This window comes from Ruegeria sp. HKCCD6604, assembly GCF_013110635.1.
In the GTDB taxonomy this organism is placed as follows: Bacteria; Pseudomonadota; Alphaproteobacteria; order Rhodobacterales; family Rhodobacteraceae; genus Ruegeria.
The window spans coordinates 249,804-272,162 of sequence record NZ_WVQW01000006.1 but is presented as its reverse complement, the minus strand read 5'-3'; the positions used below and the strand labels follow the sequence as shown (position 1 = coordinate 272,162).

The 22,359-nt window shown below is 58.8% G+C and carries 26 protein-coding genes and 2 pseudogenes; 13 read left to right on the top strand and 15 right to left on the bottom strand.

Features of this window, described 5'->3' with window-relative positions; genetic code table 11:
- Positions 1 to 109: 109 nt before the first annotated feature.
- The 3 genes from GS614_RS15725 to GS614_RS15715 are packed head-to-tail and all read right to left on the bottom strand — an operon-like array spanning position 110 to position 3,473.
- Positions 110 to 1,288, bottom strand: coding sequence for a carbohydrate porin (locus GS614_RS15725; protein WP_170337128.1), 1,179 nt, complete (start codon positions 1,286 to 1,288; stop codon positions 110 to 112).
- Positions 1,285 to 2,049 carry a DUF3299 domain-containing protein gene (locus GS614_RS15720; RefSeq protein ID WP_170417276.1) on the bottom strand — a complete coding sequence of 255 codons (765 nt, stop codon included), beginning with the start codon at positions 2,047 to 2,049 and terminating at the stop codon, positions 1,285 to 1,287. Before GS614_RS15720 ends, GS614_RS15725 begins: the two co-directional genes overlap by 4 nt.
- A 26-nt stretch (positions 2,050 to 2,075) precedes the next feature.
- Positions 2,076 to 3,473, bottom strand: a complete 1,398-nt coding sequence (locus GS614_RS15715) for an amidohydrolase family protein (protein ID WP_170337131.1) — start codon at positions 3,471 to 3,473, stop codon at positions 2,076 to 2,078.
- Positions 3,474 to 3,605: 132 nt separating this feature from the next.
- Between GS614_RS15715 and GS614_RS15710 the strand changes: the two genes are divergently transcribed.
- Positions 3,606 to 4,613 (top strand): AraC family transcriptional regulator, encoded by a 1,008-nt coding sequence (locus GS614_RS15710; RefSeq protein ID WP_170357373.1) that lies wholly within the window; start codon positions 3,606 to 3,608, stop codon positions 4,611 to 4,613.
- Positions 4,614 to 4,983: 370 nt separating this feature from the next.
- Here GS614_RS15710 and GS614_RS15705 read toward each other — a convergent pair whose 3' ends face one another.
- From GS614_RS15705 to GS614_RS15680, 6 genes and pseudogenes are all read right to left on the bottom strand, one after another.
- Positions 4,984 to 5,232 carry a hypothetical protein gene (locus tag GS614_RS15705; RefSeq protein WP_171363761.1) on the bottom strand — a complete coding sequence of 83 codons (249 nt, stop codon included), beginning with the start codon at positions 5,230 to 5,232 and terminating at the stop codon, positions 4,984 to 4,986.
- Between the two features lie 43 nt (positions 5,233 to 5,275).
- Positions 5,276 to 6,011, bottom strand: a pseudogene (locus tag GS614_RS15700) (IS5 family transposase).
- Positions 6,012 to 6,757: 746 nt separating this feature from the next.
- A complete protein-coding gene (locus GS614_RS15695) occupies positions 6,758 to 7,537 on the bottom strand; it encodes a heme ABC transporter ATP-binding protein (RefSeq protein WP_171726753.1) in 780 nt (259 codons plus the stop codon).
- The gene (locus GS614_RS15690) at positions 7,538 to 8,611 is read right to left on the bottom strand and encodes an iron ABC transporter permease (RefSeq protein ID WP_171726752.1); all 1,074 of its coding nucleotides are present in this window, start codon (positions 8,609 to 8,611) and stop codon (positions 7,538 to 7,540) included.
- Positions 8,608 to 9,444, bottom strand: a complete 837-nt coding sequence (locus GS614_RS15685; RefSeq protein WP_371809405.1) for a hemin ABC transporter substrate-binding protein — start codon at positions 9,442 to 9,444, stop codon at positions 8,608 to 8,610. Before GS614_RS15685 ends, GS614_RS15690 begins: the two co-directional genes overlap by 4 nt.
- 11 nt (positions 9,445 to 9,455) lie before the next feature.
- Positions 9,456 to 10,508 carry a hemin-degrading factor gene (locus GS614_RS15680; RefSeq protein WP_171726750.1) on the bottom strand — a complete coding sequence of 351 codons (1,053 nt, stop codon included), beginning with the start codon at positions 10,506 to 10,508 and terminating at the stop codon, positions 9,456 to 9,458.
- 306 nt (positions 10,509 to 10,814) lie between these two features.
- Between GS614_RS15680 and GS614_RS15675 the strand changes: the two genes are divergently transcribed.
- Genes GS614_RS15675 through GS614_RS15650 form a run of 6 tightly spaced genes read left to right on the top strand, consistent with a single transcriptional unit; the run spans position 10,815 to position 15,408 of the window.
- Positions 10,815 to 12,779 (top strand): TonB-dependent receptor domain-containing protein, encoded by a 1,965-nt coding sequence (locus GS614_RS15675; RefSeq protein WP_253285389.1) that lies wholly within the window; start codon positions 10,815 to 10,817, stop codon positions 12,777 to 12,779.
- Between the two features lie 22 nt (positions 12,780 to 12,801).
- The gene (locus GS614_RS15670; RefSeq protein WP_174830535.1) at positions 12,802 to 13,248 is read left to right on the top strand and encodes a hypothetical protein; all 447 of its coding nucleotides are present in this window, start codon (positions 12,802 to 12,804) and stop codon (positions 13,246 to 13,248) included.
- 4 nt (positions 13,249 to 13,252) lie between these two features.
- A complete protein-coding gene (locus GS614_RS15665; RefSeq protein ID WP_171726759.1) occupies positions 13,253 to 13,918 on the top strand; it encodes a MotA/TolQ/ExbB proton channel family protein in 666 nt (221 codons plus the stop codon).
- Positions 13,908 to 14,279, top strand: coding sequence for a biopolymer transporter ExbD (locus GS614_RS15660; protein ID WP_171726748.1), 372 nt, complete (start codon positions 13,908 to 13,910; stop codon positions 14,277 to 14,279). Before GS614_RS15665 ends, GS614_RS15660 begins: the two co-directional genes overlap by 11 nt.
- Entirely contained in the window at positions 14,276 to 14,671 is a 396-nt protein-coding gene (locus GS614_RS15655) for a biopolymer transporter ExbD (RefSeq protein ID WP_171726747.1), read from the top strand. The genes GS614_RS15660 and GS614_RS15655 overlap by 4 nt, the downstream gene beginning before the upstream one ends.
- On the top strand, positions 14,668 to 15,408 hold the full coding sequence (locus GS614_RS15650) for an energy transducer TonB (RefSeq protein WP_171726746.1): 741 nt from the start codon (positions 14,668 to 14,670) through the stop codon (positions 15,406 to 15,408). The genes GS614_RS15655 and GS614_RS15650 overlap by 4 nt, the downstream gene beginning before the upstream one ends.
- Before the next feature lie 139 nt (positions 15,409 to 15,547).
- On the opposite strand, the gene GS614_RS15645 is transcribed toward GS614_RS15650, so the two are convergent.
- The 4 genes and pseudogenes from GS614_RS15645 to GS614_RS15630 all read right to left on the bottom strand — a co-directional run bounded on the left by GS614_RS15645 (position 15,548) and on the right by GS614_RS15630 (position 18,110).
- Positions 15,548 to 15,757: a DDE-type integrase/transposase/recombinase gene (locus GS614_RS15645; protein ID WP_305851979.1), complete on the bottom strand. Its 210-nt coding sequence runs from the start codon at positions 15,755 to 15,757 to the stop codon at positions 15,548 to 15,550.
- Positions 15,758 to 15,787: 30 nt separating this feature from the next.
- A pseudogene (locus tag GS614_RS15640) lies at positions 15,788 to 16,310 on the bottom strand (IS6 family transposase); the annotation flags it as partial.
- Between the two features lie 97 nt (positions 16,311 to 16,407).
- The gene (locus tag GS614_RS15635; protein WP_216601187.1) at positions 16,408 to 17,340 is read right to left on the bottom strand and encodes a hydrogen peroxide-inducible genes activator; all 933 of its coding nucleotides are present in this window, start codon (positions 17,338 to 17,340) and stop codon (positions 16,408 to 16,410) included.
- Positions 17,341 to 17,861: 521 nt separating this feature from the next.
- Positions 17,862 to 18,110, bottom strand: coding sequence for a helix-turn-helix domain-containing protein (locus GS614_RS15630; protein ID WP_171170708.1), 249 nt, complete (start codon positions 18,108 to 18,110; stop codon positions 17,862 to 17,864).
- A 109-nt stretch (positions 18,111 to 18,219) separates the two neighbouring features.
- Here GS614_RS15630 and GS614_RS15625 point away from each other — a divergent pair, with 109 nt between their 5' ends.
- Positions 18,220 to 18,522 carry a hypothetical protein gene (locus GS614_RS15625; RefSeq protein ID WP_171726744.1) on the top strand — a complete coding sequence of 101 codons (303 nt, stop codon included), beginning with the start codon at positions 18,220 to 18,222 and terminating at the stop codon, positions 18,520 to 18,522.
- 255 nt (positions 18,523 to 18,777) lie between these two features.
- On the opposite strand, the gene GS614_RS15620 is transcribed toward GS614_RS15625, so the two are convergent.
- Entirely contained in the window at positions 18,778 to 19,041 is a 264-nt protein-coding gene (locus GS614_RS15620; protein ID WP_152457363.1) for a DUF2312 domain-containing protein, read from the bottom strand.
- Positions 19,042 to 19,469: 428 nt separating this feature from the next.
- Between GS614_RS15620 and GS614_RS15610 the strand changes: the two genes are divergently transcribed.
- Positions 19,470 to 19,688, top strand: coding sequence for a hypothetical protein (locus GS614_RS15610; protein ID WP_171117671.1), 219 nt, complete (start codon positions 19,470 to 19,472; stop codon positions 19,686 to 19,688).
- Positions 19,689 to 19,697: 9 nt separating this feature from the next.
- Here the strand turns inward: GS614_RS15610 and GS614_RS15605 are convergent, their stop codons facing one another.
- Positions 19,698 to 19,913 carry a hypothetical protein gene (locus GS614_RS15605; RefSeq protein ID WP_171363751.1) on the bottom strand — a complete coding sequence of 72 codons (216 nt, stop codon included), beginning with the start codon at positions 19,911 to 19,913 and terminating at the stop codon, positions 19,698 to 19,700.
- Positions 19,914 to 20,156: 243 nt separating this feature from the next.
- On the opposite strand from GS614_RS15605, the gene GS614_RS15600 reads away from it, so the two are divergent.
- From GS614_RS15600 to GS614_RS15585, 4 genes are read left to right on the top strand one after another with little or no spacing between them, the layout of a single operon-like run.
- Positions 20,157 to 21,020, top strand: a complete 864-nt coding sequence (locus GS614_RS15600; RefSeq protein WP_152457360.1) for an MBL fold metallo-hydrolase — start codon at positions 20,157 to 20,159, stop codon at positions 21,018 to 21,020.
- Between the two features lie 35 nt (positions 21,021 to 21,055).
- Positions 21,056 to 21,484 carry a YeeE/YedE family protein gene (locus tag GS614_RS15595; protein ID WP_152457359.1) on the top strand — a complete coding sequence of 143 codons (429 nt, stop codon included), beginning with the start codon at positions 21,056 to 21,058 and terminating at the stop codon, positions 21,482 to 21,484.
- Complete coding sequence (locus GS614_RS15590) at positions 21,484 to 21,915, top strand: DUF6691 family protein (protein WP_171726742.1); 432 nt, start codon at positions 21,484 to 21,486, stop codon at positions 21,913 to 21,915. The genes GS614_RS15595 and GS614_RS15590 overlap by 1 nt, the downstream gene beginning before the upstream one ends.
- Positions 21,916 to 21,924: 9 nt before the next feature.
- Positions 21,925 to 22,356, top strand: coding sequence for a TIGR01244 family sulfur transferase (locus tag GS614_RS15585; RefSeq protein ID WP_171117662.1), 432 nt, complete (start codon positions 21,925 to 21,927; stop codon positions 22,354 to 22,356).
- The last annotated feature ends 3 nt before the right edge of the window (positions 22,357 to 22,359 follow it).

Sequence of the window (22,359 nt, the reverse complement as noted above, 5' to 3'; positions counted from 1 at the left end):
GTTCCTTTGCTTCCCAACTTCATTCGACCGGCGTTGAAAATTCCGGCACGCGCTTGATCTCTCTTAGTTGCCCTTTGGCACACCCCTTAGTGACTGCCTTCACCCCGCATTAGAAAACGATCCGGGTTCTTAGACCGAACAGGGTAATCCGGTCCTGATCGGGATTTAGAAGCGGGTCGGAAATGAATTGTACCGATGGCGTGATCTGCAGTCCGGGTGAGATTGAAAAGCGGTAGAAAGCTTCAAGCGTGAACTGATCGCCATCTATGCCTCTTGCTTCGGCCCAGTTTAGGCCCAGACCGGCCAAATCGGTGTTGCGACCATAGTAACCGAGACCGGCAGAAATCGACCGTTCATAAAGCGCTGCGGTTCCCTTCGAGGCCCCTGCACGGAAGAACGGCATCCATTTATTGTCAACAAACCATGCGGCGGAAAACGCTGCGCCGTAATCTTCTGCTCGACTGCCATCGTCAGCCGCATCCGCATGCCAGAGGGTCAGATGGATATTGTCGAAGTAGATGCGATCAAAGCCGGACGTGTACCCAAGTTCGAGCGACTTGAAGAGATTGCCGTCGCTAAACACATCAAAGTTTGGATCGGACGGGTCGGCGTTTGCGTCTGATACGCTGGCAACGGCGTAGAGGTTCTCGCTCAGCTTTACCCCACCGGCAATACCAAGGCCTTGGTTGGGCGTGTTGATTGTCGGGTTGGTATTGAAAGACAGGTTTTGAAAACCACTGTAGGGGCTTACCAACCCGTAGATATCCACAAAGTCCGTTACATCAATCTGGCCGACTTGCAGCGCCCACGACCCATTCTCAGCCCTTTGGGTCCAGAACAAATTGGTCAGAAGCAAACCGTTGTCATTGAAGGCTGTTCCCGTGATTGAAAGGGCTCCGCCATCCAGCCCGAGAAATTGCGGAGCAACGTCAGTATAACTGTGCCTGTCTTCGATCTTGAATGTCAGAGACCCCCGTTCAGTTGCCTGCCAACTGCCGTAGAACCGCGCAATTCCGCTGGCTGCTTCGCCGGTTCCCAGATCAGCATCCGTGGTTTGGCCCAATGCCAGGTAGTCAATGTTGAACCGAAAACCACCCTCAGCCAGTCGGTCTTTCCACTGAAACCAACCCGGTGCGATGTTGCGTGGAAAATCGGAACGATATTGCGGATCGGTGAGCCCGTCTCCGGGCGCAAGATCGGCTTCGACTGAAGATGGCCCGGATAGTCCCTGAGCCGACGCTGCGCCAGCAAATGCAATGCTCAATGCGGCAACCAAAAGTCTTATCATTCAGACGCCCTTGCCCCACTGGTCTTGCGATTTCCCGCCGCGCGGATGCGATCTGCAGCACGCTGCTTCCATTCCAACCTGTCTGCCTCGGTTTCCAGAGTTTCGACACGTTCCGTCTCTAGCTGGAAAGTCGCATTCATAGGCATGAGACCATCCACAACCATCATATTCTGAACAGAAGGATCGATAGTCAGCGTGCCTGTCAGCCGAACGGGTTCGTGGAAATAGCTAGGCGCCCAGTCCCCGTTCAACCGCACACGGATCATCTGGTTAGGCGGAGGTGGAGGCATATGACTGCACATCCCTCGTTCGGGCACCAAATACGCGACAGGCCTCCCGTCCGGATCATTCGGAGCAGGAATGGCAAAGCCCGCCAGTGTGATTGTTTGACCGTCGAATTCCGGATTTCCGTTCGTGCCAGCCTTTCTTCGACGTTCCGTTACAACCTCCCGCTGACCGAGTAGCCAGTCGACATCAATTCCATTAGCTGCCAAAGCATCCTCAGTCTCGGTCAGAAGCATTTGCCACTTTTGCCGCTCGTCTTCACTACCACCGTCCTGCTGCAACCTGCCGCGTATACGCACAACGAAAAGAACATCGTCGAACTGTTCGGGGCTGAGATCACGATAGGGGTCATCAAAGACCTGCGCAGACGGATCTGGCAGGTCTGCCCAGTCCAACGCGGTTCCAGGCGTCGCCGCAGCATCATATCCGCACAAAACCAACCCTGCGAATACTGCGGAACAAAACCAATTTCGCATGAATCCTCTCCGGCTGCTTTATCTGGTCAATCCAGTGTGTTTTTGTAGATCACACCGTCCTTCATGATCAGGCGGATTGTTTCCGGGCTGTCCGGCCTCGGGTCCGCACCGAACCACTGATCGCCTGTTCCAACGACAGAGAAGTCTTCGAGGGGGTTGCCGTCTATCAGCAGGATGTCGGCATAGGCGCCTTCTTCGATCACACCCAGTTTGCCTTCCGGATAGGGGTTCATGAAATCACCGCTAAGTGCCGCGATCTCGCCACCTACCGAAGTTAGGGTTACCATCGACGCATAGGGGCCGAAGAAATGGTTATTCAGATGTTTCTCGTAGGCGATCTGGATGTTGCACGCTTCGACCGAGCCGACGCAATCGGTTTGGAAACCGCGCGGCGCCGGGCATTCCTTCATACTTGGAATGTAGGCTTCGAAGGTCGCCGAGGCCGATTTGGCCTTCCTCAAACTGTTGGGGTTGTTTTTCACGGAAGGAACATCAAGTAGGCCTGGATCAAATGCTGTGATGTTCGTCGTGATGTACGCTCCTTTTTCTTTCATCAAAGCAGAAATCTCGCAGTCAAAGTGAAATCCGTGTTCAATGGTTCTGACCCCTGCATTCAGGGCATTGATGATCGCTTCTTTGCGGTAGGAATGTGCCATGACATAGGTGCCGTACTCGTTGGCAACCTGAACAGCGGCCTCGATCTCTTCTTTCGAACCGGCGAGCAACTGCCATGGATCGAATGCCGAAATCACCCCACCTGATTGCATGAACTTCAATTGCGTGGCACCCATGCGCAGGTTGTTGCGGCCATACATGTAAATTTCGTCAACACCGTTGACCTGTTGGGCCATATTCAGAGTCCCAAAGTTGGTCACCCCACCCGGCGGAGATGTGAAGGATGCGAAATCGGCGTGACCACCACGTGTTCCGAGAAATGCCCCGGAAGGATAAAAGCGGGGGCCGACGATCTGGCCGGCGTCAATTGCGCGCCGCAGCCCGCCGCCAGCGCCCCCGGCATCGCGAACGGTCGTGAAGCCCTGCATCAGGTACATTTCGGCCATCCGGGTCCCGTGGATGGCGAAATCCTCCCAGGTCGAGTTGGTTTCCATCTCGGCAATCGATGGCCCCATGAGCATCAGGTGCGCGTGATTCTCTATAAAGCCCGGTGTCAGAGTGCGCCCACCGCCGTCGATAACCGTCGCGCTCGGCGCATCAATGGCATCGGTTGAGACGGACTTGATCAGATTGCCCTCGACCAGAACACTGGCATTTTCAATGCGTTGCTCATTCACACCGTCGAAGACATGCACGTTGGTAAACAGCGTTTGGGGTTCTTCTTGATCCTGAGCCTGCGCGGTCGCCGAAAAAGAAAGAACTGCCGCGACAATTGCCGTCGAGCAAAGAGACATTCGTAAGCCGGACATAAGTACTCCCTTCATATTCATGTTTTGCCAACTATAGTCTGGAATTCATTGGCTCGGTTGCCCCTTTTGAATTAGGATGTACGAATGTGACTGCAAAAATGGCCACTTCTTAAAGCTAATCCAACAAGGGTTATGAGCTTGCCTTTCAACTCCACCTCCCGAGAGCATAGCGAGGGCTTTGTTCGCCTCTCTTTAGCCGCTCCCTTTCTGCAATATCTCACCGAACGTAAGATCAATCCGCAACCAGCATTGGATCAGGTCGGCTTGAAAGCTGAACTGATGACTAACCCATCCGTGTTCGTTCACTCCGAGTTGGTTTACGGCTTGGTAAATGCTTTCTCAGAAGTATCAGGGGATCGATACCTAGGACTGAATGTAGGGGAAGCGTTTGACCTACAAGGATGGCCGCCCTTCGCTCAAGCCTTGCAATCTACAAAAACGCTGTTCGAGTTTTTTACCCGCTTTGTTGAGCTCGTGCCGCAGGAGTCCAATTCTGTGCGGCACAGCCTTGTCATTGAAGCAGACAAAGCGACTTATCGTATCGAGAGGCAACAGGAACCAACCGTCCCACCCATTCAGGTGACCGGTTTTGGTGCCGCAATCTATGTACGCCTATTGCAGACCGTCGTCGGAGAGTCCTGGGACTCTTCCCGTGTGCGATGGGAAAGCAGATACATCAATGGGCTACCTATCGACTACAAAGGGATCGAGGTTGGCCTTGGGACTGATCCCGGAATGCAAATTAGTTTTCCTGTGGAATGGTTGTTTTTGCACCACGTCTCTGAGGGTTCTGCCAAGCCCATAGCATCACTTCGACAAGATGAAGAAGTAACCGTGGTGGCAGCTTTGCGATCTGTCTTACGCGACAAACTGGATGAAACCGATTTGGGACCAGAGATGGTGGCTGGAATGCTGGGAATACAACCGGAACGGTTTCTGAAAGCGCTTCAAAAACAAGGCACAACGCTACCGCGCGAAATCAAACGGCTGCGTATCGATGTCGCCAAGGAGCACCTCAAACAAAACCAGATGACAATTGCAGAGATCGGACTGATGCTCGGCTATTCTGACAAGTCCCATTTCACTCGCTTTTTCCGAGGTCAGACCGGAATGACACCGACCAAGTTCCGAAGCAAGTAAATGTGGTCGAGCCAAATGAACGCTTCGAAGATTAGGTCCTCGTGGGATCAGTTCGGAGAAGTTGTAGTGCGACGTTGAACAGGTTAGTCGACGACATGAATGGTTGGTTGCCACCGCCGATACAACCTCTGCAACTGGCCGTTTCGTTGTGTATTTCGGAGTTAGCAAAGCTTGGTTGCGAAGGTCCGCTTCGGGCTGCCTCCAGTCATAGGCACGGGAAGCAGCGAAGGTCGACTGAATTGAGCCCAAACCAGCAGATTGCTGCACCTACTTCGAATGTCCGCTTCCGGACTGCCGCCCAGGGTAAAGAAACAGACTATCTCGATAATGCGGCGAACGGCATCAAAGTCCACCTTACAAAGTGGCAACGCTATTGGAGTGCTTTAGTCAATGCAGAGACCAGCGCGTTCGGATCTTCCTCCATGCGGGGGAGAAGTACTGTTCTCACGACGTCGTTCAATGCCCTATCCGCTTGGGCAGCGGCTGGGTCATCGTGATCGACGACGACTTCGAATGCTTCAGTGGCGGTTAAGATTGCGCCCGGCACATGCGCCATGCCCTGCAGCAATGCGCTAATACCCAAATGTTCCACTTGGTTGCTATTAGGCTCCAGACTCATTGATTTACAGCCAGAATAGGACTGTAGCAGCGAGAGCGATGGCCTAGAGGAATACCTTTGGGTATCTGTCATACCGGGCGGCGACGCGCCGCCAATCCTTCAGGCGTCCGATCATGATTTCAATGCGGTAGCGTCGTTTGTAGCGGCGCTTATCGTATCGGACAGGCTTGTCGCGTGACTTTCGACCTGGGATACAGGGCATTATTCCCCTGTCATTTTTATTCCCCTGTCATTAAGGGCTTCGCGGAACCAGTCTGCGTCATAGCCTCGATCTCCCAGTAGCCAGTCAGCCGATGGTAGACTATTTACCAGAGCCCTGGCGCCCGTGTAAACGCTCACCTGGCCAGCGGATATGAAGAAGCGGATGGGGCGTCCGAGGCTGTCAGTAACGGCGTGCAGTTTCGTATTCATGCCACCCTTGGCGCGCCCTATCAGCCTGCCACGCCCCCCTTCTTCAACCTCTGGCTGGAAGCCGTGCGGTGCGCTTTGAGGTAGGTTGCGTCAATCATAATGGTCTTCTGATCGGTTCCCTCCGCAGCCAGCCCGTTCATGATCCGAGCGAACACACCCATATCGCTCCATCGTTTCCAGCGATTGTACAGCGTCTTTGACGGACCATACTCGCGAGGCGCATCGGACCAACGCAGCCCATTGCGGTTGATGAAGATAATCCCACTCAGTACGCGTCGATCATCAACCCTCGGCTTACCATAGCTCTTGGGAAAGTAAGGCTGAAGCCGCGCCATCTGCTCATCGGTCAGCCAGAATAGATTGCTCATGTTATACCCCTGAAACTCACGGACATGAATCACGTAGGCGGGAAAGCGGCAACCAAATCAATAGGTCCAGAACCTAGCCAGCGATCTTGTCGTGCGGCAACGGACACAGCTCAGCAACACGCTACGCAGCACGTTGGGCGAATTCGGCATCGTGATTGCCCAGGGGATTGAGAGCACCGTGAAATCTGCATAGGCGGCGCTTGAAGGAGATCACCCAAGCATTCCTGAAGTCGCCATGGATATCATGTCGAACCTGTGCAATCAGATGGTCGCCCTGCATCTGCGTATCCTCTAGTACGACAAACGCATCCTGCTTGAAGGTCGAAGTGACACGCCCAAACCAACTGAATTTCGCCCAGGGACTTTCAACCCCGGAGCACAGAACGTACTGAAAACACTCACTCACGGTTAAACCGCCACCGTAGTATAGTGACCAGGTTTGCCGAAAGCGTGACAATCGTGGGGAAGAGTGAAGTCGGAATTCCGGAATATGCTGCGCAGCGACAAAGCGCCGGTTGTGTTGCAAAATTTTGGAACGATCAGAGTAAGCGTCTTACCAATCACACTTATCCTGCGATCTCAGCAAACACCCGAAAGCCAGAGGTGGCTGGGCCGGGCCGATCGCGAAACCGAGCACCCCGACGCGACCTTCCTGTTCTACCGGATCGCCTTCAACACAGCCGATGCGGCCGAGCAGGCCCCCGGGACGCACCCTCCTATCCGGTGGTGCAGGTCTGGCCGGGGCGCTAGGGCACCCGCGCCTGCGGCAGGATGAACGGAACGCCGCTTGTGGGCAGGGTGCTGACCGGCAGATCGATGCCATAGACCTGCCGCATCACATCGTCGGTCAAGACCTCTGAAACCGTGCCGGTGCGCCAGAGCTTTCCGTTCGACAGCACGCAGACCTTGTCGGCGAACAATGCGGTCAGGTTCAGGTCATGCATCACGACCACGACGCCGCCGCCCTGATCGGCGAATTCGCGCGCGATGCGCAGAACCGTGAACTGATGCGCGATGTCCAGGCTGGCTACGGGTTCGTCCAGCAACAGCCAGCGCGGCCGGTCGCGCCGCACCGAGCTCCAGACCTGGGTCAGAACGCGCGCGAGCTGCACGCGTTGCTGCTCGCCGCCGGACAGGTTCTGGTACGAGCGCGGCTCGAACCCCGCAAGATCGACATGCGCCAGCGCGCGCGACGGCAAGGCGTCGTCGCCGTCGGCCAGGCCGCCGGGCAGGCCCAGGCGTACGACTTCCAGCGCGGTGAAGGGAAAGGCGACGGCCGAGGATTGCGGAAGAACGCCCCGCATCGCCGCCAGTTCCCAGGGCTGCTGGGCCGCGATGTCCTGACCGTTCAAGGTGATACGGCCGGTGTACGGGATGTCGCCCGACAGCGCCCTAAGCAGCGTGGATTTGCCCGAGCCGTTGGGCCCAATGATCGCAGTGACCTGTCCGGGTTCGGCCAGGAAATCCACATCGCGCAGGATCTGCTTGCGCCCGATGCGGACGCTGACATTTTCAGCTTTCATCATTCACATTCCCATCGATCCGTGGCGGCGCAGCAGGATCCAGAAGAACACCGGCGCGCCCAGAATGGCCGTGACGATGCCGATCGGCAGCTCGGCCGGGGCCACGATCACCCGGCTGATCATGTCGGCGGCCAGCAGCAGGGCGGCGCCCAGCAAAGCCGCATTCACCAGCAACCGGTGGTGATCGGGGCCGGTGCCCAGCCGCAGCAGATGCGGCACGACGATGCCGATGAACCCGATCCCACCCGACACGGCCACGGCCGCGCCGGTGGCGGCGGCCACAGTCAGGATCGCGATGTTCTTGCTGCGTTGCACCGGAATACCGATGTGATGCGCCACCGCTTCGCCCATGGCCAGGCCATCCAAGGCGCGGGCCAGACGCTGCGCGCACAGGATCGACGCCAGTATCAGAGGCGCGGCGCTGGCGACCTTGGTCCAGGTCGCGCCGGCCAGCGACCCCATGCCCCAGAAGGTCAGATCGCGCAGCTGTTGATCGTCGGCGACATGCACCATGACCCCCGACACCGCGCCCGACAGAGCCGCTAGGGCGATGCCAGCCAGCAGCATCGTGGCCACCGAGGTCTGCCCCTGACGCGTCGAAACGCGATAGAGGATCAGGACCGATGCCCAGCCGCCCAGAAAGGCGGCAACCGCGACCAGGCCACTGCCGACCCAGGCCAGAACGGCGGCGGGCAGAAGGTTGCCGAAGACGATGGCGGTGATCGCGCCCAGCCCCGCCCCCGCGCTGACGCCGACAATGCCCGGATCCGCCAGCGGGTTGCGGAACAGCCCCTGCATAACCACGCCCGACACCGCCAACGCCGCCCCGACCAGGATGCCCATCGCCAGCCGTGGCAGCCGGATGTCCCTCAGCACGATCCGATTCAGATCCGACAGACCCTGGCCATGCAGCAGATCTGAAACGGCCATCTTCAACGAGGCCTCGGACGCGCCGACCGAGATGCTGGCCACGCTGGTCACGGCCAGAAGGCCGATCAGGGCCAGGGTCACCCATGCAGCCCGCGACCTGCGGGCCGCGGCGGTCGGTGGCGCGCCGTTGTCCAGTGCCAGCGTCATGAGCCCCTGACGCCTCGCAATGCGGCCGACAGATCCATGACCGCGTCGGCGGTGCGCGGACCAAAGCCCAGCAGATAGGCGCCGGGCATCCGGATCAGCGCCCGGTTCCGCCCCGCCGGAGTCAGCCGGACCGCGGGCAGCGCGAACAGCTCTTCATCCGAGATGGTCGGCTCGCCCTGGCGCTCCATCATCAGGATCACGTCCGGCGCGGTGGCGGCCATGGCTTCGGGCGTCATCGTCTTGAAACCCGTCACATCCGCGGCCCCGTTTTTGCCTCCGGCCATCCGGATGATGGTGTCTGCCTGGGTCTCGGCCCCGCCGACGACAAATTCGCTGCCCCGAGCCGAAAGCAGGAACAGCACGTTCACCGGCGCGTCCTGCGCGTCGGGCGCCTCGGCCAGCGCCCGGTCCAGCCGGCGTGCGGTTTCGGCCGCGAGGGCTTCGGCCTCGGCCTCGACCCCCAGCGCGACACCCACGGCGCGGATCTTGTCGATGACGCCATCGCGCGAGAATTCGTCGGCAATGGTGACGTAATCCACGCCGGCCTCTTGCAGCACCGCGATGGTCTCGGGCGGGCCCGACCCCTCGAGCGCCAGGATCAGGTCGGGCGCAACCGACAGCACGCCCTCGGGCGACAGGGACCGGCGATACCCGACATCGGGCAGATCTGCGGCCTCGGGCGGCCAGGTCGAACTGCGGTCACGGCCGACCAGCCGGTGCTGCTGGCCCAGAGCATGGACGATCTCGGTCAGCGAACTGCCGATGGCGATCACGCGTTTGCTCTCGGCCTGCGCGGCCGCCGCCGAAATCAGCAAAGCCGCGCAGAGTGTCACTAGGCCCCGCATCATGCCGCTCCGGTATCGGCCGGGCCGGGCAGCGCGGCCACCAGCGCATCCCAGGCGGGGCGATGATCGGCCTCGCCGGTGCGGCGCCCGAAGATCTGCAGGATCAGGGCGCCGTCCGCGTCGAAGGCTTCGACCGAGATCGCCGGGCCGCGCTGGGTCGGCTTGTCGACGGCCCAGACCTCGGCGATGTGATCGCTGCGCAGATGCAGGTTGAAGCCCGGATCCAGCACGTTGAACCACGGCCCCATCTGCTGAAGATTCCGCACCGGCCCGCCGTGGATCTCGATGCAGCCGCGGTTGCCGACGAAGATCATCACCTCGATCTGCTGATCACTCACCTGTTCGAACAGGCCGGTGACCGCCGCGGGATCAACCGCGCGGGCCAGCGGTTCGCCCGCGATGCGATAGGCGCCCAGCCGGTTCATTTTGAGCTTGGAGGTCAGGCGCAGGAACTGGTGCGTGTCCGTCATCTTTGCCCATTCGCGACGCAGGTCGTCGGCTTTGTCGGCATAGGCTTTAGGCGCTTCGGCCGGTTTGCGCGGCGCGACCGCCATCGTCTGACTCTGATCCTCGGCGGCCAGTGTCCGAACCAGCGTGCCCCAGTGGCCCAGATCCGAGCCATCGCGCAGAATGATCTTGTGAACCGCGTCCCCGGCCGCATCGAACACCTGGATCGAGCGGCGCAGACCGGCCTCGGTTTCCCGCTCGACGGCAAAGATATGGCGCCATTGCGCGGGGAACATGCGCAGGTCGATCTCTTCGGTCAGCACCATCGCGGCATGCTGGCCGCTGTGGTAATTGTCGTATCGCCCGATCTTTTCGATCACGCAGGACGGGTTGCGCGTCAGCGCCATGACCTCGCCCAAGCCGGCCAACTGGCCGAACAGCCCGTCAAGGCCGGGGGTCAGCCGCGTCACGCCCTGTCCGGCAAAGGCCGCGACCAGCTGGCCCTCGCTCAACCCCAGCGCTTCCGCGAAATCGCGGTCTCGCTGCCCTGTCTTCTCTGCATAGGCAGCACGAATATCCTGAGGAGCCATAAGCACCTGTTCCATAGCGGGTTTCCCGTCTTCTTCGTGGTTCCAAGGGGGTGCTGGCCCGGGCGCTGATCGCAAACAGCGTCCTGCTGGCAGTGCCGAAATTAAAGGCACGAAACTATGTTGACTGTTTTAGTCACCTTTATTAACGAACACAAGTCGTCGCGAAAAGGCGATTCCAAAAAACAGCAAAAAACTGACCAGCGCCAGCGAACTGCAAGCATCTCCGGTCCTCACACTTGTTTCGAAGGGACAGAAATGCGTGCGCGTACTCATATTGCAGGCCTGCTTGGGACTGCCTCTTGCCTTGGTTTGATGGCGTCCATGGTTTGGGCGCAGGAACAGGATGACGGGTTCCTCGGAACCCTGGAACTGGGCGAAAGCAAACGCGAGATCCAGACCGGCACATCCGTTCCGGTCACGAATATCGACCAGGAAGAGATCAATGATCGCCAGGCCAACACGGTGGCCGAGCTGATCGATTCGGTTCCCGGCGTCACCCTGGTGAACGGCTCGACCCCGCAAGGATCGGGCATCAATATCCGCGGATACGGGGCCAACGGCACCTTCGGCACCGATCAGAAGGTTCTGATCCTGGTCGACGGCGCCACCACCGGCGCGGAAGAGCTGTACCGGATCGGCAACCAGTTGTTCACCGATCCGCAACTGTACAAAAGCGTCTCGGTCATCCGCGGCACGGTGGGGTCCTTCGAATACGGCTCGGGCGTCGTCGGCGGCGTGGTTCAGCTGGAAACCAAGGACGCGTCCGACTTTACCGGCGGCGAGCCGGGGTTCCGCTTCCGCCAGACGCTCGAGGGGTATTCCAACGGCAGCGGCTTTGCCTCGTCGTCGATCCTGGCGTGGCAACCCAACCGGCAGACCGAATTCCTGTTCAACTACACCTATCGCGACCAGGACGATCAGAAGGACGGGAACGGCGACACGATCGGCAACAGCGCCTTCACCCTGCCTTCGCTGCTGGCCAAGGGGAAATACAGCTTTGGCGACAATCTTGAACATTCGATCACCGCGTCCTGGAACCAGTCCACCTCGGAAGAGCGCGACGTGCCCTATGATTCCTTCGGCACGACGGCGGACGCCTTCGGCAACGTGGACCGCGACATCGAAACCCGGATCGCCGTTCTGCGCTATCAGTACCGTCCGGCCGGCAACGATCTGGTCGATCTGGACGTCAATCTCAGCTATTCCGAGCAGGCCATCGACAGCAGCTATGTGCCCGGCTCGTCCAGCCTGGAGGGAACGCCCTTCTTCCCCGGCATCCGGGCGCTGGCCGATGCCACGCACAATTACGAAACCACCAAGCTGACGATCAAGAACAGCGCGTATTTCCAGACCGGGGCGGCGTCGCATGATCTGCGGTTCGGGGTGGAATTCATCGACCGAGAGCGGCTGGATGCCCCGTCAGCGCCAGGCGGCACCGACCGCCGCATCGCGCTGTTTGCCGTCGACGACATCCAGTTCAGCGACCAGCTGACCGTGACGCCCGCGCTGCGGTACGAAACGCAGGACATCAAGGGCAACGGCGACGCGACGACGCCCTTCAACGCCAGCTATGACAACGACGCGCTGATGGGCGGCCTGTCAGCCCGTTACGAATTCGCCAGCGGCTTCGCGGTGTTCGCGGGCGGGGCCTATACCAAAAGCCTGCCGATCATCGACGATCTGGGCACACCGCTCTACATGACCCAGCCCGAGAAATCCCGCACCTGGGAGGCCGGCTTTTCCTATGACCGCGGCGACATCTTCGCCGCCGGCGACATCCTGCGCGCCAAGGTCAATCTCTACAGCACCGATCTGTGGGACATCACCTCGTACGTGTCGCGCAGGCCGTCACGGCCCCTGTCCAAGGTCGAAACCGAGGGCGTCGAGATCGAGGCCTCCTACGCCCATGCCACGGGCTTCTACGTCGATTTCAACGCCAATATCGTCAGCGCCACCGAATTCAACGCGGCGGGCATCGGATCGCCGTGGCGCAATGAACCCACGGATTCTGCGCGGATCACCCTGGGCAAGCGCTTCGGCGAAACCCTGGATGTCAGCTGGGAGATCTTCGGCGCCAAGTCGGGGCTCGATTCCTCGGGCGATCCGGTGGGCGGGTACGGGGTGAACACCCTGCGCGCGACCTATCTGCCGCAAGAGGGCGCACTGGCCGGGTTCGAACTGCGCGCCGGGATCGAGAACATCTTTGACAAGGCCTATCAGCCGAACCTGTCGACCCGCAATTCGCCGGGCCGGAATTTCAAGCTGACCCTGGCCAAGACCTTCTGAACCCACACGGAAAGGACCCGTTATGACAAAAGCCGTGCATCACCTTGTTCGGGCGGTCCTGCTGGCCCTGCCCCCCATCGCGGGGGCGGGGTTGGCCAGTGCCGAGAACACGCAGCGAGCGGGCAGCGTCACGATCGAGCTCAGCTCGGCCGTGGACCAAGATCAGGGCTGCCTGCTGAGCTTCGTGGTCGAAAACGCCCATCCCGCGGATATCGGCGGCGCCGTCTATGAAACGGTGCTGTTCGGCGCGCAAGGCGAAGTGGCCCTGCTGACGCTGCTGGATTTCCAGGACCTGCCCGCCGGGCGGCCCCGCGTGCGCCAGTTCAAATTCACCGGCCTTGCCTGCAATCAGATCAGCCGGATCCTGATCAACGGGGTGCAGGACTGCGCCTATCCCGGTGATCTGGCCGATGCCTGCCTGTCCGGCCTGACGCTGCGCAGCCGCCTTGAAACCGAGTTGATTGGATGATCCGATGGATGCGTTTCTGCAAAGACTGACCGCAATTCTGGACCTGGGCGGCCCGGTCGTGGCGGTGCTTATCGCGACCTCTGTCGCGACCATGGCGCTGATCCTCTACAAGCTGTGGCAATACAAGGCCGCCGGGGTCGGGCGGCATGTCGAGCTGTCGCTGGCCATCGAAGCCTGGGACCGCAACGACCGGGCAACCGCGCGCGCGCATCTGGACCGAAGCCGCAGCTATCTGGCACCGGTGGTCGCCATGGCGCTGGACGGGCACGGCCCGGAACTGATGGACCGCGCCGATGCCGAGGCCGAGGCGCGTTTTGCCGGGCTGGAACGCGGGCTGAACGTGCTGGACATGGTCTCGCAGCTTGCGCCGCTGCTGGGGCTGTTCGGCACCGTGCTGGGCATGATCGAGGCCTTCCGCACCCTTCAGGAGGCCGGCAACGCGGTGGATCCGGCGCTGCTGGCCGGCGGCATCTGGGTTGCGTTGATGACGACCGCCGCAGGGCTGGCCGTGGCCATGCCCACCTCGCTGGTCCTGACCTGGTTCGAGGCGCGCATGACCCGCGAACGGGTCTTTGCCAACCGCGCCCTGCGCACGGTGTTTGCCCCCGGCCACGCCGCCGCGCCACGCCCGGCCACCCCGCCCTCCGAGGCGCTGGCCCATGGCACTTGAAACCCGCAAAAGGCGGCGCCGGCGCCTGTCGATGACATCGCTGATCGACGTGATCTTTCTGCTGCTGCTGTTCTTCATGCTCACCTCGACCTTTTCGAAATACGCCGAGATCGAGCTGACCACCGCCGCGGCGGGCGGGGCGCAGGCCCAGCGGCCCATCCGGTTCATCAAGCTGGAACGCGACCGCATCCTGATCGACGGCACCGAAGTCGCGCCCGACGCGGTCGCGGCCCGGTTCGACGGCCGAACCGACCAGCTGGCCTTGATCAGCCTGGGCGGCGGGGCGACCGCGCAGCAGTTGATCGACTTGCTGACCGCCCTTGCGCCCGTGTCCCGGCTCAGCACGCAGGTCATCGGATGATCCGCCTTACCCCCAAAACGAAACCCGGCCGCGAGCCGACGATCGCCCTGATCAACGTGGTCTTTCTGATGCTGGTCTTCTTCATGATCGCAGGCACGCTGGCGCCGCCTCTGGGCGAGTCGGTGCAACTGGTGCGGACGGCGGATCTTGAAAGGCGCGAGCCCCCGGATGCGCTGGTCATCCGCGCCGACGGCGTGCTGGAATATCGCGGGGCCGAGCTGACGGATGTGGCGGCCTATGTCGAGCGCGCCTCGATCGACCTGCCATTGGATACCGTGCGGCTGGTGCCCGACCGGGCCTTGCCGGCGGTGCGGCTGAAAGAGGTCAGCGATGCCCTACGTACCTTGGGCGCCAACCGGGTCTTCGTCGTGACCGAGCGGGGCCTGCCATGATCCCGCAATCCCGCATCATGGCCGCCGCGCTGGTCGTGCTGGCCGCCGCGACCCACGCCGCCGCCCTGTTCGAATTCGACACGGACGAGGCGGTTTTCGTCGAAGGCGGTGGCACGGTTGCCCCTGCGGCGCTGGGGTCCTCGTTCCGGGATTACGCGGCTGGAACCATGGCCCCGCCCCCGGCGGCCGCGCAGCAGTCACCCGTTGCCCCGGCCCGGACCGCGCCAGAGGCCCCGGCCGACCGTGCGCGCGCGCAGCCGGCCACCAGGTTGCAGGCGCAGGCCCCGGCCCGGCGGCAGAGCGCCCATACGCCGACCCTGCAAAAACTCCAGCCGCAGCAGGCCCGACCCCCAAAGCCGCCCACCCCGACCGGCAATGCCGCAGTCAGCCGCAAAAAGGGCAGCGCCACCGGCAAAGCGGCGACGGGGGCGGCCTCGGCGAAACGGACGAACCGCGCCGCGCAGGAGCAGGGAAATGCCGAGGCCAGCACTTATGCCGGTCTGGTCAAGCGCAAGATCCTGCGGGCGAGGCGCAAAAGCGTGAACATCCAAGGCTCGGTTCGGGTGGCCTTTCGCATCGCCGACAGCGGCGCGCTGGCCTCGGTCAGCGTCGCCCGCAGCTCGGGCTCGTCCCGGCTGGATCAGGTCGCACTGGCACAGGTCCGGGCCGCCGCGCCCTTCCCGCCGCCGCCGGCCTCGGTGCGGCGCGCCTATACCGTGGAAATCGTCAGTAAATAGCCGACCCCTTGCGCGAACCGGGATTTGTCGCAACTTCCCATTTTTCGCGCGGACGTTTCCTTGGGACTGTTGCATTGTTTTGAGGGGTTTTGTTGCAAAGATTTAAGCCCATTGAGTTGTTTCAGCAATCGCTCGTGCGTCAGGTGGCGAGCTCAACGAACTGCTGAAGTGGGCAGAGGCCGGGCGTGAGTTGGCCCTTGCGGACCATGTGCGACACTTCGAGTCCGTCAAGCGTTGTCGCCGCTGAAGCGAGGGCCTTGAACCCTAGCATCGGTTGCGTGCGTCTCTTGATGAAGCGATGGTCCTGTTCCACAATGTTATTAAAAGGCTTTGTCGCATTCTTTTTCAAAGTCGGAATGCGGCTCGAAACTAGCTGTGTTTAGTTGGCGAGTTCCGCAAATTGCTTGCACGGACAGATTCCGAGTCCGAACTGACCCTTTCGGATCATCTGCGCACTTCAATCCCACCAAGCGTAGCGGAAGCAGATACAAAAGATTTGAAGCCGAGCATTGGTCGGATTCGGCGTTTGATAAATCTGTGATCTTGCTCAATGATGTTGTTTAGGAATTTCCACCTCTCCATCTCGATTGGGATCGGACAACCAAAGCCCTTCAACATCTGTTGACGGCTTTGATACCGGCGGTGTTAGCACCGCTTTCGTCTATCACTATCTTTCTTGGGAGCCCGTTTACCTCAAGCGCACGTGCGAAGAACTTCGTTGCTGCAGCTTTGTTCCGCCGTTTGGACAGCATGAAATCAAGAGTCTTACCGTGTTTGTCGACTGCGCGATACAAGTAGACCCATTCCCCTTTGCCGCGCACGTAGGTTTCGTCCATCCGCCAGGATCGATCGCAGCAACGCTTCTTTCGACGCGTCCGGTCGGCGACCAGAGGTGCGTATCGGTTCCAGTGGTCTTGCCGGCGTCAGTTAGTCAACTAAGCGAAATGTGTGATAAGACAAAACAGAACTCTAAAGTGATCAAGCTTGCTGCTTAGCAACTCACTCTGGAGTCAGCAAATCGGCAAACTTGTCGCGCGCAACTGACCGGAAAATGGCTCCTATAATTTCTATAGTGCGTTTGTGCGCTGAACGTTTTCTCCAGACCAAGCCAACGGACCTTGTGAAACGGTCCTTGCGAAACGATAGGACAGAAACATCGCCGGTGTCCGGGGAAACCTCGGAACGAACATATAGAGCAGGCAGAAAGCAGACACCCATGTTTAACGCAGTCATTTGCCGTAAGGCATCAAGACTTGTACCTTCGTAGTCTTGCCGTGGATTGGCACCCAATTCCTCGCACAAAGCGACAATCTGATTGTGCAACACATAAGTCGACGTCAAAGCAAGGACGTCTTGCCCGGCCAAGTCCGCATCTTGGGCTTCAGACTTGCTCGACAGCGCATGATCTTTTGCGACGATCAGCTTTAGTGGCTCCCGGAATAGGCGCTCTATCTCCAAGTCGGCTGATCGTACCGGAAGCTGTGTGAGGATTAGATCGTGCTGACCGCGAAGAAGCTCTTCTTGCAGAACCAGCGGTGCTGCATCTCGAACGATCAACTTAAGTGAAGGAAAAGACGTATGTAGGTGCCGCATAACATACGGGAGGAAATAGGGACCCAATGTGGGAGATGTTCCTAACCGGATGGTGCCACTGACACCGGCGCTGGCATCTCGCGCCAAGTCCTTAAGCGTTTCCGCTTCCTCAAGCACCCGTCGCGCCTGCGCCAGAACTTCCCGACCATTTGGGGTCAGGATTGCTCCCCGCTGACCACGCTCGACTAATTGGACACCGAGCACGGCTTCCAACCCGGCGATCTGTTGACTAAGCGAAGGCTGGCTGATGCCAAGGCGTTCAGCCGCACGCCGATAGTGTCGCGCTTCGGTCAACGCGACAAAGTATGCCAACTGCTTCAAAGTCACATCACTACCCACGATGCCAGCCTCCAATGGATAGGTTTTTTCTATTTAAATTTAAATTATGATCACCTTTTTAGAATTTCTATCCACCCGATATTGAAAAAGTAACTGCTGATAGAGCGGGTTCGACTTTCTCACCGCCGTTCTCAAGGGTGCTTTCCAATTTCTTTTGCGAAACCATACAAAGGTGTAGAAACTTTGACCTGCCCCCGAAACCTACCCCATTCTTATGTATGACCCAGCCCCCTGATCCGGGCCGCTTGGATCTAAAATCCGTTCCTGTTTCTTTCTTGTGACTAGGTTGCAGTCGAGACCTGCTGAGCGGAGCCCTTGCGTAGCTCAAGCGAAGCAGGCCGGGTGGCAAGGCTGAGATTGGATGGACCAAGGGGCACACACGCCGCAACAGCGTTTGGTATCTGCTTCGAAAACTTGCCGAGTTGGCAATCAGCGAAGATGATCAAACCAAATCTGAAACTTAGGGCGTGTGTAAGCAACGGGGCAGAGTTAGCGAATAACGAGAGCGAACGCGTCAAACATTAGTTGATTCCAGCCTCTTTTTCTACTTCAGCAACCAACTCGGTAACCGTCAGACCCAATGCACCACTAAGAAGATGTAGTGTCCCAAGCGTTGGTTGGTGGTGGCCGGACTCCAGAAGTGAGATGTACTGCATGCTCCTGCTTGCATGAGTGGCGAGGTCTTGTTGCGATAACTTCTTAGCCAACCTGTAGCGGCGCAAAACTCTTGAGAATGCCAATAGCAGCGGGTCGTCTTTTTCATGCGCCATGTTTTGACAAATCGCCCACACAACGCCAGTCGTCTATACAGTATACTTTGAATCTTGAGGTAAATTCTAACACCTTGGGGGCTTGGCAAACAAAAAAAGGGACCGTTAAATGGCGGACAAAGTTCATCTGACAGAAGCCCAGATGATTGAAATTCTCAACAGGCTCGAAAACCGCCTCTTGGAGCGGCAGGCTCTTGAAGAAGAACACAAGATTTTCGTCAAACCGCACCTTGCTTCGGGTGAAAAACCAACTCGAACAACCGGCAGACCGAGGTCTCAATATGTAGGGCAGTTGCATCTTTCAGTTTTGGAAGAAGATGAGGCTTGGTTCAAAAAGACGGCACAGGCCAACAACATTCAGTACGGAAAATTCTTCACTTACTTGCGCAAGGTGTTCGAACAACACGGTTGAGGCGACCCTGCGCGAAGAACAGGTAGCGTCACCAGTTTAACGCATTGTGCGGAGGCGCAATTTCTGACGGGCATTGAAACCAAATACCCGTTGTTCTTTTTCAAGGATAACCGCACTGCCACCTAGGGCTGCGATATTTGAGGTCTTCGCCCTAGGAGGCAGTGCTCTGTTCCAATCCGTGGCCAGCGTTTTTCTTGGCTCCAAAAGACATCGCTGTTGGCAGCTGGTTGAAACGCTGTTCCCAATGAACCGGCCTTAGTTCATGCCCAAGGCTTCTTTGTACATCTCGATGACAGCCTCTTGCTCGGCAATATCATCCTTATCTCTTTTTCTGAGAGAAATGATGCTGCGAAGAGCCTTCACGTCGTAGCCGCGCGATTTACTCTCTGCGTAAACTTCCTTTATTTGATCCGCGATGTCTTTCTTTTCCAATTCCAGGCGCTCGATACGCTCAACAAATTGGCGCAACTCCCCAGAGGTGACCTTGTAACTTGCTTCTGCTTCTTCCGACATGCTCATCCAATTCTTCCCAATTCTGGATCATCACCGCTGAGAGAATACAGTTCATACCACCTGTATTCGCCTCAAGCTTTGGTTGCTACACACAAAACAGTTTTCGAGAGGCAGAAGCAACGACGTGCCCGAGCCTCGGCCATGGCTTTTTTCCGTTGTTCCACCAGGTTGTATTCACCGCATCCAGCCCCTCAAACCGTTCGATGAACTGGCACGGCTCATCGTCAGTCACGCGACAGTTGGCGGCAGTCTGATCTTTGGTGATGCCTTCCATACGCGTCCGTCCCAAGAGCTGAAATCTGATGCAGGAAGCCGGATACAATGCCGCCGCCCGGGTCGCAAGCACTCAATCCCACACAATCCCCAAGCGCACTTGTACGGCGTGATCCGTTCCGGTAAGCGCGGGGGTAGTTCACGAAGAGATGCAGGGCACCATGTTCGAATTCATCACTTGGGGCGGCGCAGCCCTTTCTCTGACCGGCCTCGCCGGCCTGATCTGGTGTATTCTTCGCGTGATGAAAGCGCGCAAGGCGGGTCTGTCAGACGACGAACTGCGCGCGACCGTTCAGGGCGTTTTGCCCTGGAACCTGGCATCTTTGTTCCTGTCCGTCCTTGGATTGATGCTGGTCATCCTCGGGATATCCTTTGGATGACCACTTGTTTCAAATCGGCAGGTTATCGAACTGCGCTTCAATAGCGTCTTCGCACAGGGCTGCATCCAGACGCCGCAGGCGGGACGGCACCTGCATCCCCTGCTGTCGCATACGGTCGACAACCTTGCTCACACTCGGCTGAAGCGCCAAACGCGTATCAAGGCACGCATTTCTGAGCTCTTGTTCAAGCCGTTCTGCTTCGGAATAAAGACTTGTCGATGTCATAATACCCTCCCAAGTGTCGCCAGTATCCCAGATATAGGTAACGGGAATAAGACCCGCTGATATTAACCTGAAATTGTGCGGGATATTGCCCAACACATTCGCGTTTTCGGCAATCCGGCGCGGATGGGCTAAAGTTTAAGCTGATTTAATCGTGAATGCCTTGACGCGCATCAAACACAGGTTCGATGTTGCATCACATTCCATTTTACATATATGATAATGACAACCGATACGGAGGAAATCATGACACCCGCAGTGAAAGCGTTTTTTGACGATCAAACCTTCACGGTGTCCTACGTTGTTCATGAACCGCAAGGGCGTGCCTGCGCCATCATCGACAGTGTTCTGGATTTCGATCATGCTTCGGGGCGCACAGAGACAAAATCGGCTGACGCAATCATCGACTTTGTGCGCGCGCACGATCTAAAGGTCGAATGGATTCTGGAAAGCCACGTTCACGCCGATCACCTGTCTGCGGCCCCCTACTTGCAACAGGAACTGGGTGGCAAAATCGGAATTGGCGCTCAGATCGTCACAGTGCAGGACACGTTCGGCAAAGTCTTCAATGAAGGAACCGAGTTCCAGCGCGATGGCAGCCAGTTCGACGCCTTGTTCTCGGAGGGGGACAGTTTTCACATTGGGCAGATGCGCGGCGATGTACTTCATACCCCGGGCCATACCCCGGCCTGCTTGACCTATGTAATAGGCGACGCCGCCTTTGTAGGCGACACGCTGTTCATGCCGGATTTCGGCACGGCCCGCTGCGATTTTCCCGGAGGCTCCTCAGCCACATTGTTTGAATCGATCCAGAAAATCCTGTCGCTGCCGGACGAAACGCGCATCTTTGTCGGACATGACTACAAAGCGCCGGGCCGCGATGAATATGCCTGGGAAACGACGGTAGGCGAACAGAAAGCGCTGAACGTCCATATCGGACAAGGACGCAGCATCGAAGAATTCGTGGAAATGCGCGACGCAAGGGACGCCACCCTTGCCATGCCGCGCCTGATCCTGCCCTCCCTGCAGGTCAACATGCGGGCGGGGCAAATGCCGCCTGCTGATGAGCAAGGCGATGTATTCCTGAAGCTGCCGGTGAACAAAATCTGACGCAAGTCAAGTCAATCAAAAAAGGATAAACCCACATGAACATCGAGTGGATCTGGGGGTTGTGCGGTGGCCTGCTGATTGGCCTGGGCGGAGCCGTTTACCTGCTTGGAAATGGCAGGATCATGGGGGCAAGCGGCATTTTGGGTGGCCTTGTCGACGGTGAGGCCCGCGACACCAAAGCCGAACGCCTGGCCTTCATCGCCGGGTTGATCGGTATGCCGCTTCTGCTGCGGCCACTGATCGCCCCCGAGGCCCAAACGCATCTCACCAGCAATCTGGGCCTTGTTGTTGTGGCCGGGCTTCTGGTCGGTGTGGGAACGCGTATCGCTAATGGCTGCACGTCGGGTCACGGGGTCTGTGGCATCTCGCGATTTTCTCTGCGCGGCATCGTGGCCACCGTATTCTATATCCTTGCCGGCGGAATGACCCTCGTCCTGCTGCGCCATGTTTGGGGGTTGATCTGATGCGCCTTTTGATTGCTTTGCTCGCAGGATCCCTGTTCGGTGCCGGATTGTTGGTTTCGGGCATGACGGACACGACCAAGGTTCAGGGTTGGCTGGATGTTTTCGGAAACTGGGACCCGACCCTGGCCTTTGTGATGGGCGGCGCCATCCTGCCGATGCTTGTGGCCTGGAGGCTGACCTCTGGGCGCAAGGCCTTGACCGGAGGCGATTTTCCACCTCCTCCGAGGTCCGAGGTTGATCGCAGGCTCGTCATCGGTTCCGTCCTGTTCGGCATGGGCTGGGGCTTGGCCGGGCTTTGCCCGGGACCGGCGATGGCCTCGCTGACATATGGTGGTTTGGGTGGCCTAGTCTTCCTGATTGCGATGGTTGCAGGCATGTTCATCGCGCCAACGCTGGGGGCGCAACTGGACAGAGCCGCAAACGCGGCCTAAGGATTTGGCATGGAGATTCGACCGATCACGCCCCGCTATGCTGTCTCACCGCAGATCACTGTAGAAGACGTCCCGGCAATTGCCGAGGCAGGCTTCGTCAAGGTGATCTGCAACCGGCCCGATGTTGAGGTTCCCGCGATCATGCAATCCGACGCGATCGGTGAAGCCGTCCGTGCGGCAGGCATGGAATACGAGGTGTTGGAACTGACTCACCAGACCATGACGCCCGAGATTGCAAAGCAGCAGCGTGACCTGGCAGAAAGCTGCGATGGCCCGGTTCTGGCTTATTGCGCCTCGGGCACTCGGTGTTCGGTGGTCTGGGCCCTTGGTCAATGCGACCGCATGAGCACGGACGACATTCTGGCTGCCACGACAAATGCCGGGTATCAACTGGAAAACCTGCGCCCTGCCCTGGAACACTTCCGCAGCAAGGCAGGCTAGACC

Excerpts from the sequence above, each read along its gene's own strand:
- GS614_RS15725 (WP_170337128.1), bottom strand. The coding sequence starts at position 1,288 with ATGATAAGACTTTTGGTTGCCGCATTGAGCATTGCATTTGCTGGCGCA.
- GS614_RS15720 (WP_170417276.1), bottom strand. The coding sequence starts at position 2,049 with ATGCGAAATTGGTTTTGTTCCGCAGTATTCGCAGGGTTGGTTTTGTGC.
- GS614_RS15715 (WP_170337131.1), bottom strand. The coding sequence starts at position 3,473 with ATGTCCGGCTTACGAATGTCTCTTTGCTCGACGGCAATTGTCGCGGCA.
- GS614_RS15710 (WP_170357373.1), top strand. The coding sequence starts at position 3,606 with ATGAGCTTGCCTTTCAACTCCACCTCCCGAGAGCATAGCGAGGGCTTT.
- GS614_RS15705 (WP_171363761.1), bottom strand. The coding sequence starts at position 5,232 with ATGAGTCTGGAGCCTAATAGCAACCAAGTGGAACATTTGGGTATTAGC.
- GS614_RS15695 (WP_171726753.1), bottom strand. The coding sequence starts at position 7,537 with ATGATGAAAGCTGAAAATGTCAGCGTCCGCATCGGGCGCAAGCAGATC.
- GS614_RS15690 (WP_171726752.1), bottom strand. The coding sequence starts at position 8,611 with ATGACGCTGGCACTGGACAACGGCGCGCCACCGACCGCCGCGGCCCGC.
- GS614_RS15680 (WP_171726750.1), bottom strand. The coding sequence starts at position 10,508 with ATGGAACAGGTGCTTATGGCTCCTCAGGATATTCGTGCTGCCTATGCA.
- GS614_RS15675 (WP_253285389.1), top strand. The coding sequence starts at position 10,815 with ATGGTTTGGGCGCAGGAACAGGATGACGGGTTCCTCGGAACCCTGGAA.
- GS614_RS15670 (WP_174830535.1), top strand. The coding sequence starts at position 12,802 with ATGACAAAAGCCGTGCATCACCTTGTTCGGGCGGTCCTGCTGGCCCTG.
- GS614_RS15665 (WP_171726759.1), top strand. The coding sequence starts at position 13,253 with ATGGATGCGTTTCTGCAAAGACTGACCGCAATTCTGGACCTGGGCGGC.
- GS614_RS15660 (WP_171726748.1), top strand. The coding sequence starts at position 13,908 with ATGGCACTTGAAACCCGCAAAAGGCGGCGCCGGCGCCTGTCGATGACA.
- GS614_RS15655 (WP_171726747.1), top strand. The coding sequence starts at position 14,276 with ATGATCCGCCTTACCCCCAAAACGAAACCCGGCCGCGAGCCGACGATC.
- GS614_RS15650 (WP_171726746.1), top strand. The coding sequence starts at position 14,668 with ATGATCCCGCAATCCCGCATCATGGCCGCCGCGCTGGTCGTGCTGGCC.
- GS614_RS15630 (WP_171170708.1), bottom strand. The coding sequence starts at position 18,110 with ATGGCGCATGAAAAAGACGACCCGCTGCTATTGGCATTCTCAAGAGTT.
- GS614_RS15625 (WP_171726744.1), top strand. The coding sequence starts at position 18,220 with ATGGCGGACAAAGTTCATCTGACAGAAGCCCAGATGATTGAAATTCTC.
- GS614_RS15620 (WP_152457363.1), bottom strand. The coding sequence starts at position 19,041 with ATGAGCATGTCGGAAGAAGCAGAAGCAAGTTACAAGGTCACCTCTGGG.
- GS614_RS15610 (WP_171117671.1), top strand. The coding sequence starts at position 19,470 with ATGTTCGAATTCATCACTTGGGGCGGCGCAGCCCTTTCTCTGACCGGC.
- GS614_RS15605 (WP_171363751.1), bottom strand. The coding sequence starts at position 19,913 with ATGACATCGACAAGTCTTTATTCCGAAGCAGAACGGCTTGAACAAGAG.
- GS614_RS15600 (WP_152457360.1), top strand. The coding sequence starts at position 20,157 with ATGACACCCGCAGTGAAAGCGTTTTTTGACGATCAAACCTTCACGGTG.
- GS614_RS15595 (WP_152457359.1), top strand. The coding sequence starts at position 21,056 with ATGAACATCGAGTGGATCTGGGGGTTGTGCGGTGGCCTGCTGATTGGC.
- GS614_RS15590 (WP_171726742.1), top strand. The coding sequence starts at position 21,484 with ATGCGCCTTTTGATTGCTTTGCTCGCAGGATCCCTGTTCGGTGCCGGA.
- GS614_RS15585 (WP_171117662.1), top strand. The coding sequence starts at position 21,925 with ATGGAGATTCGACCGATCACGCCCCGCTATGCTGTCTCACCGCAGATC.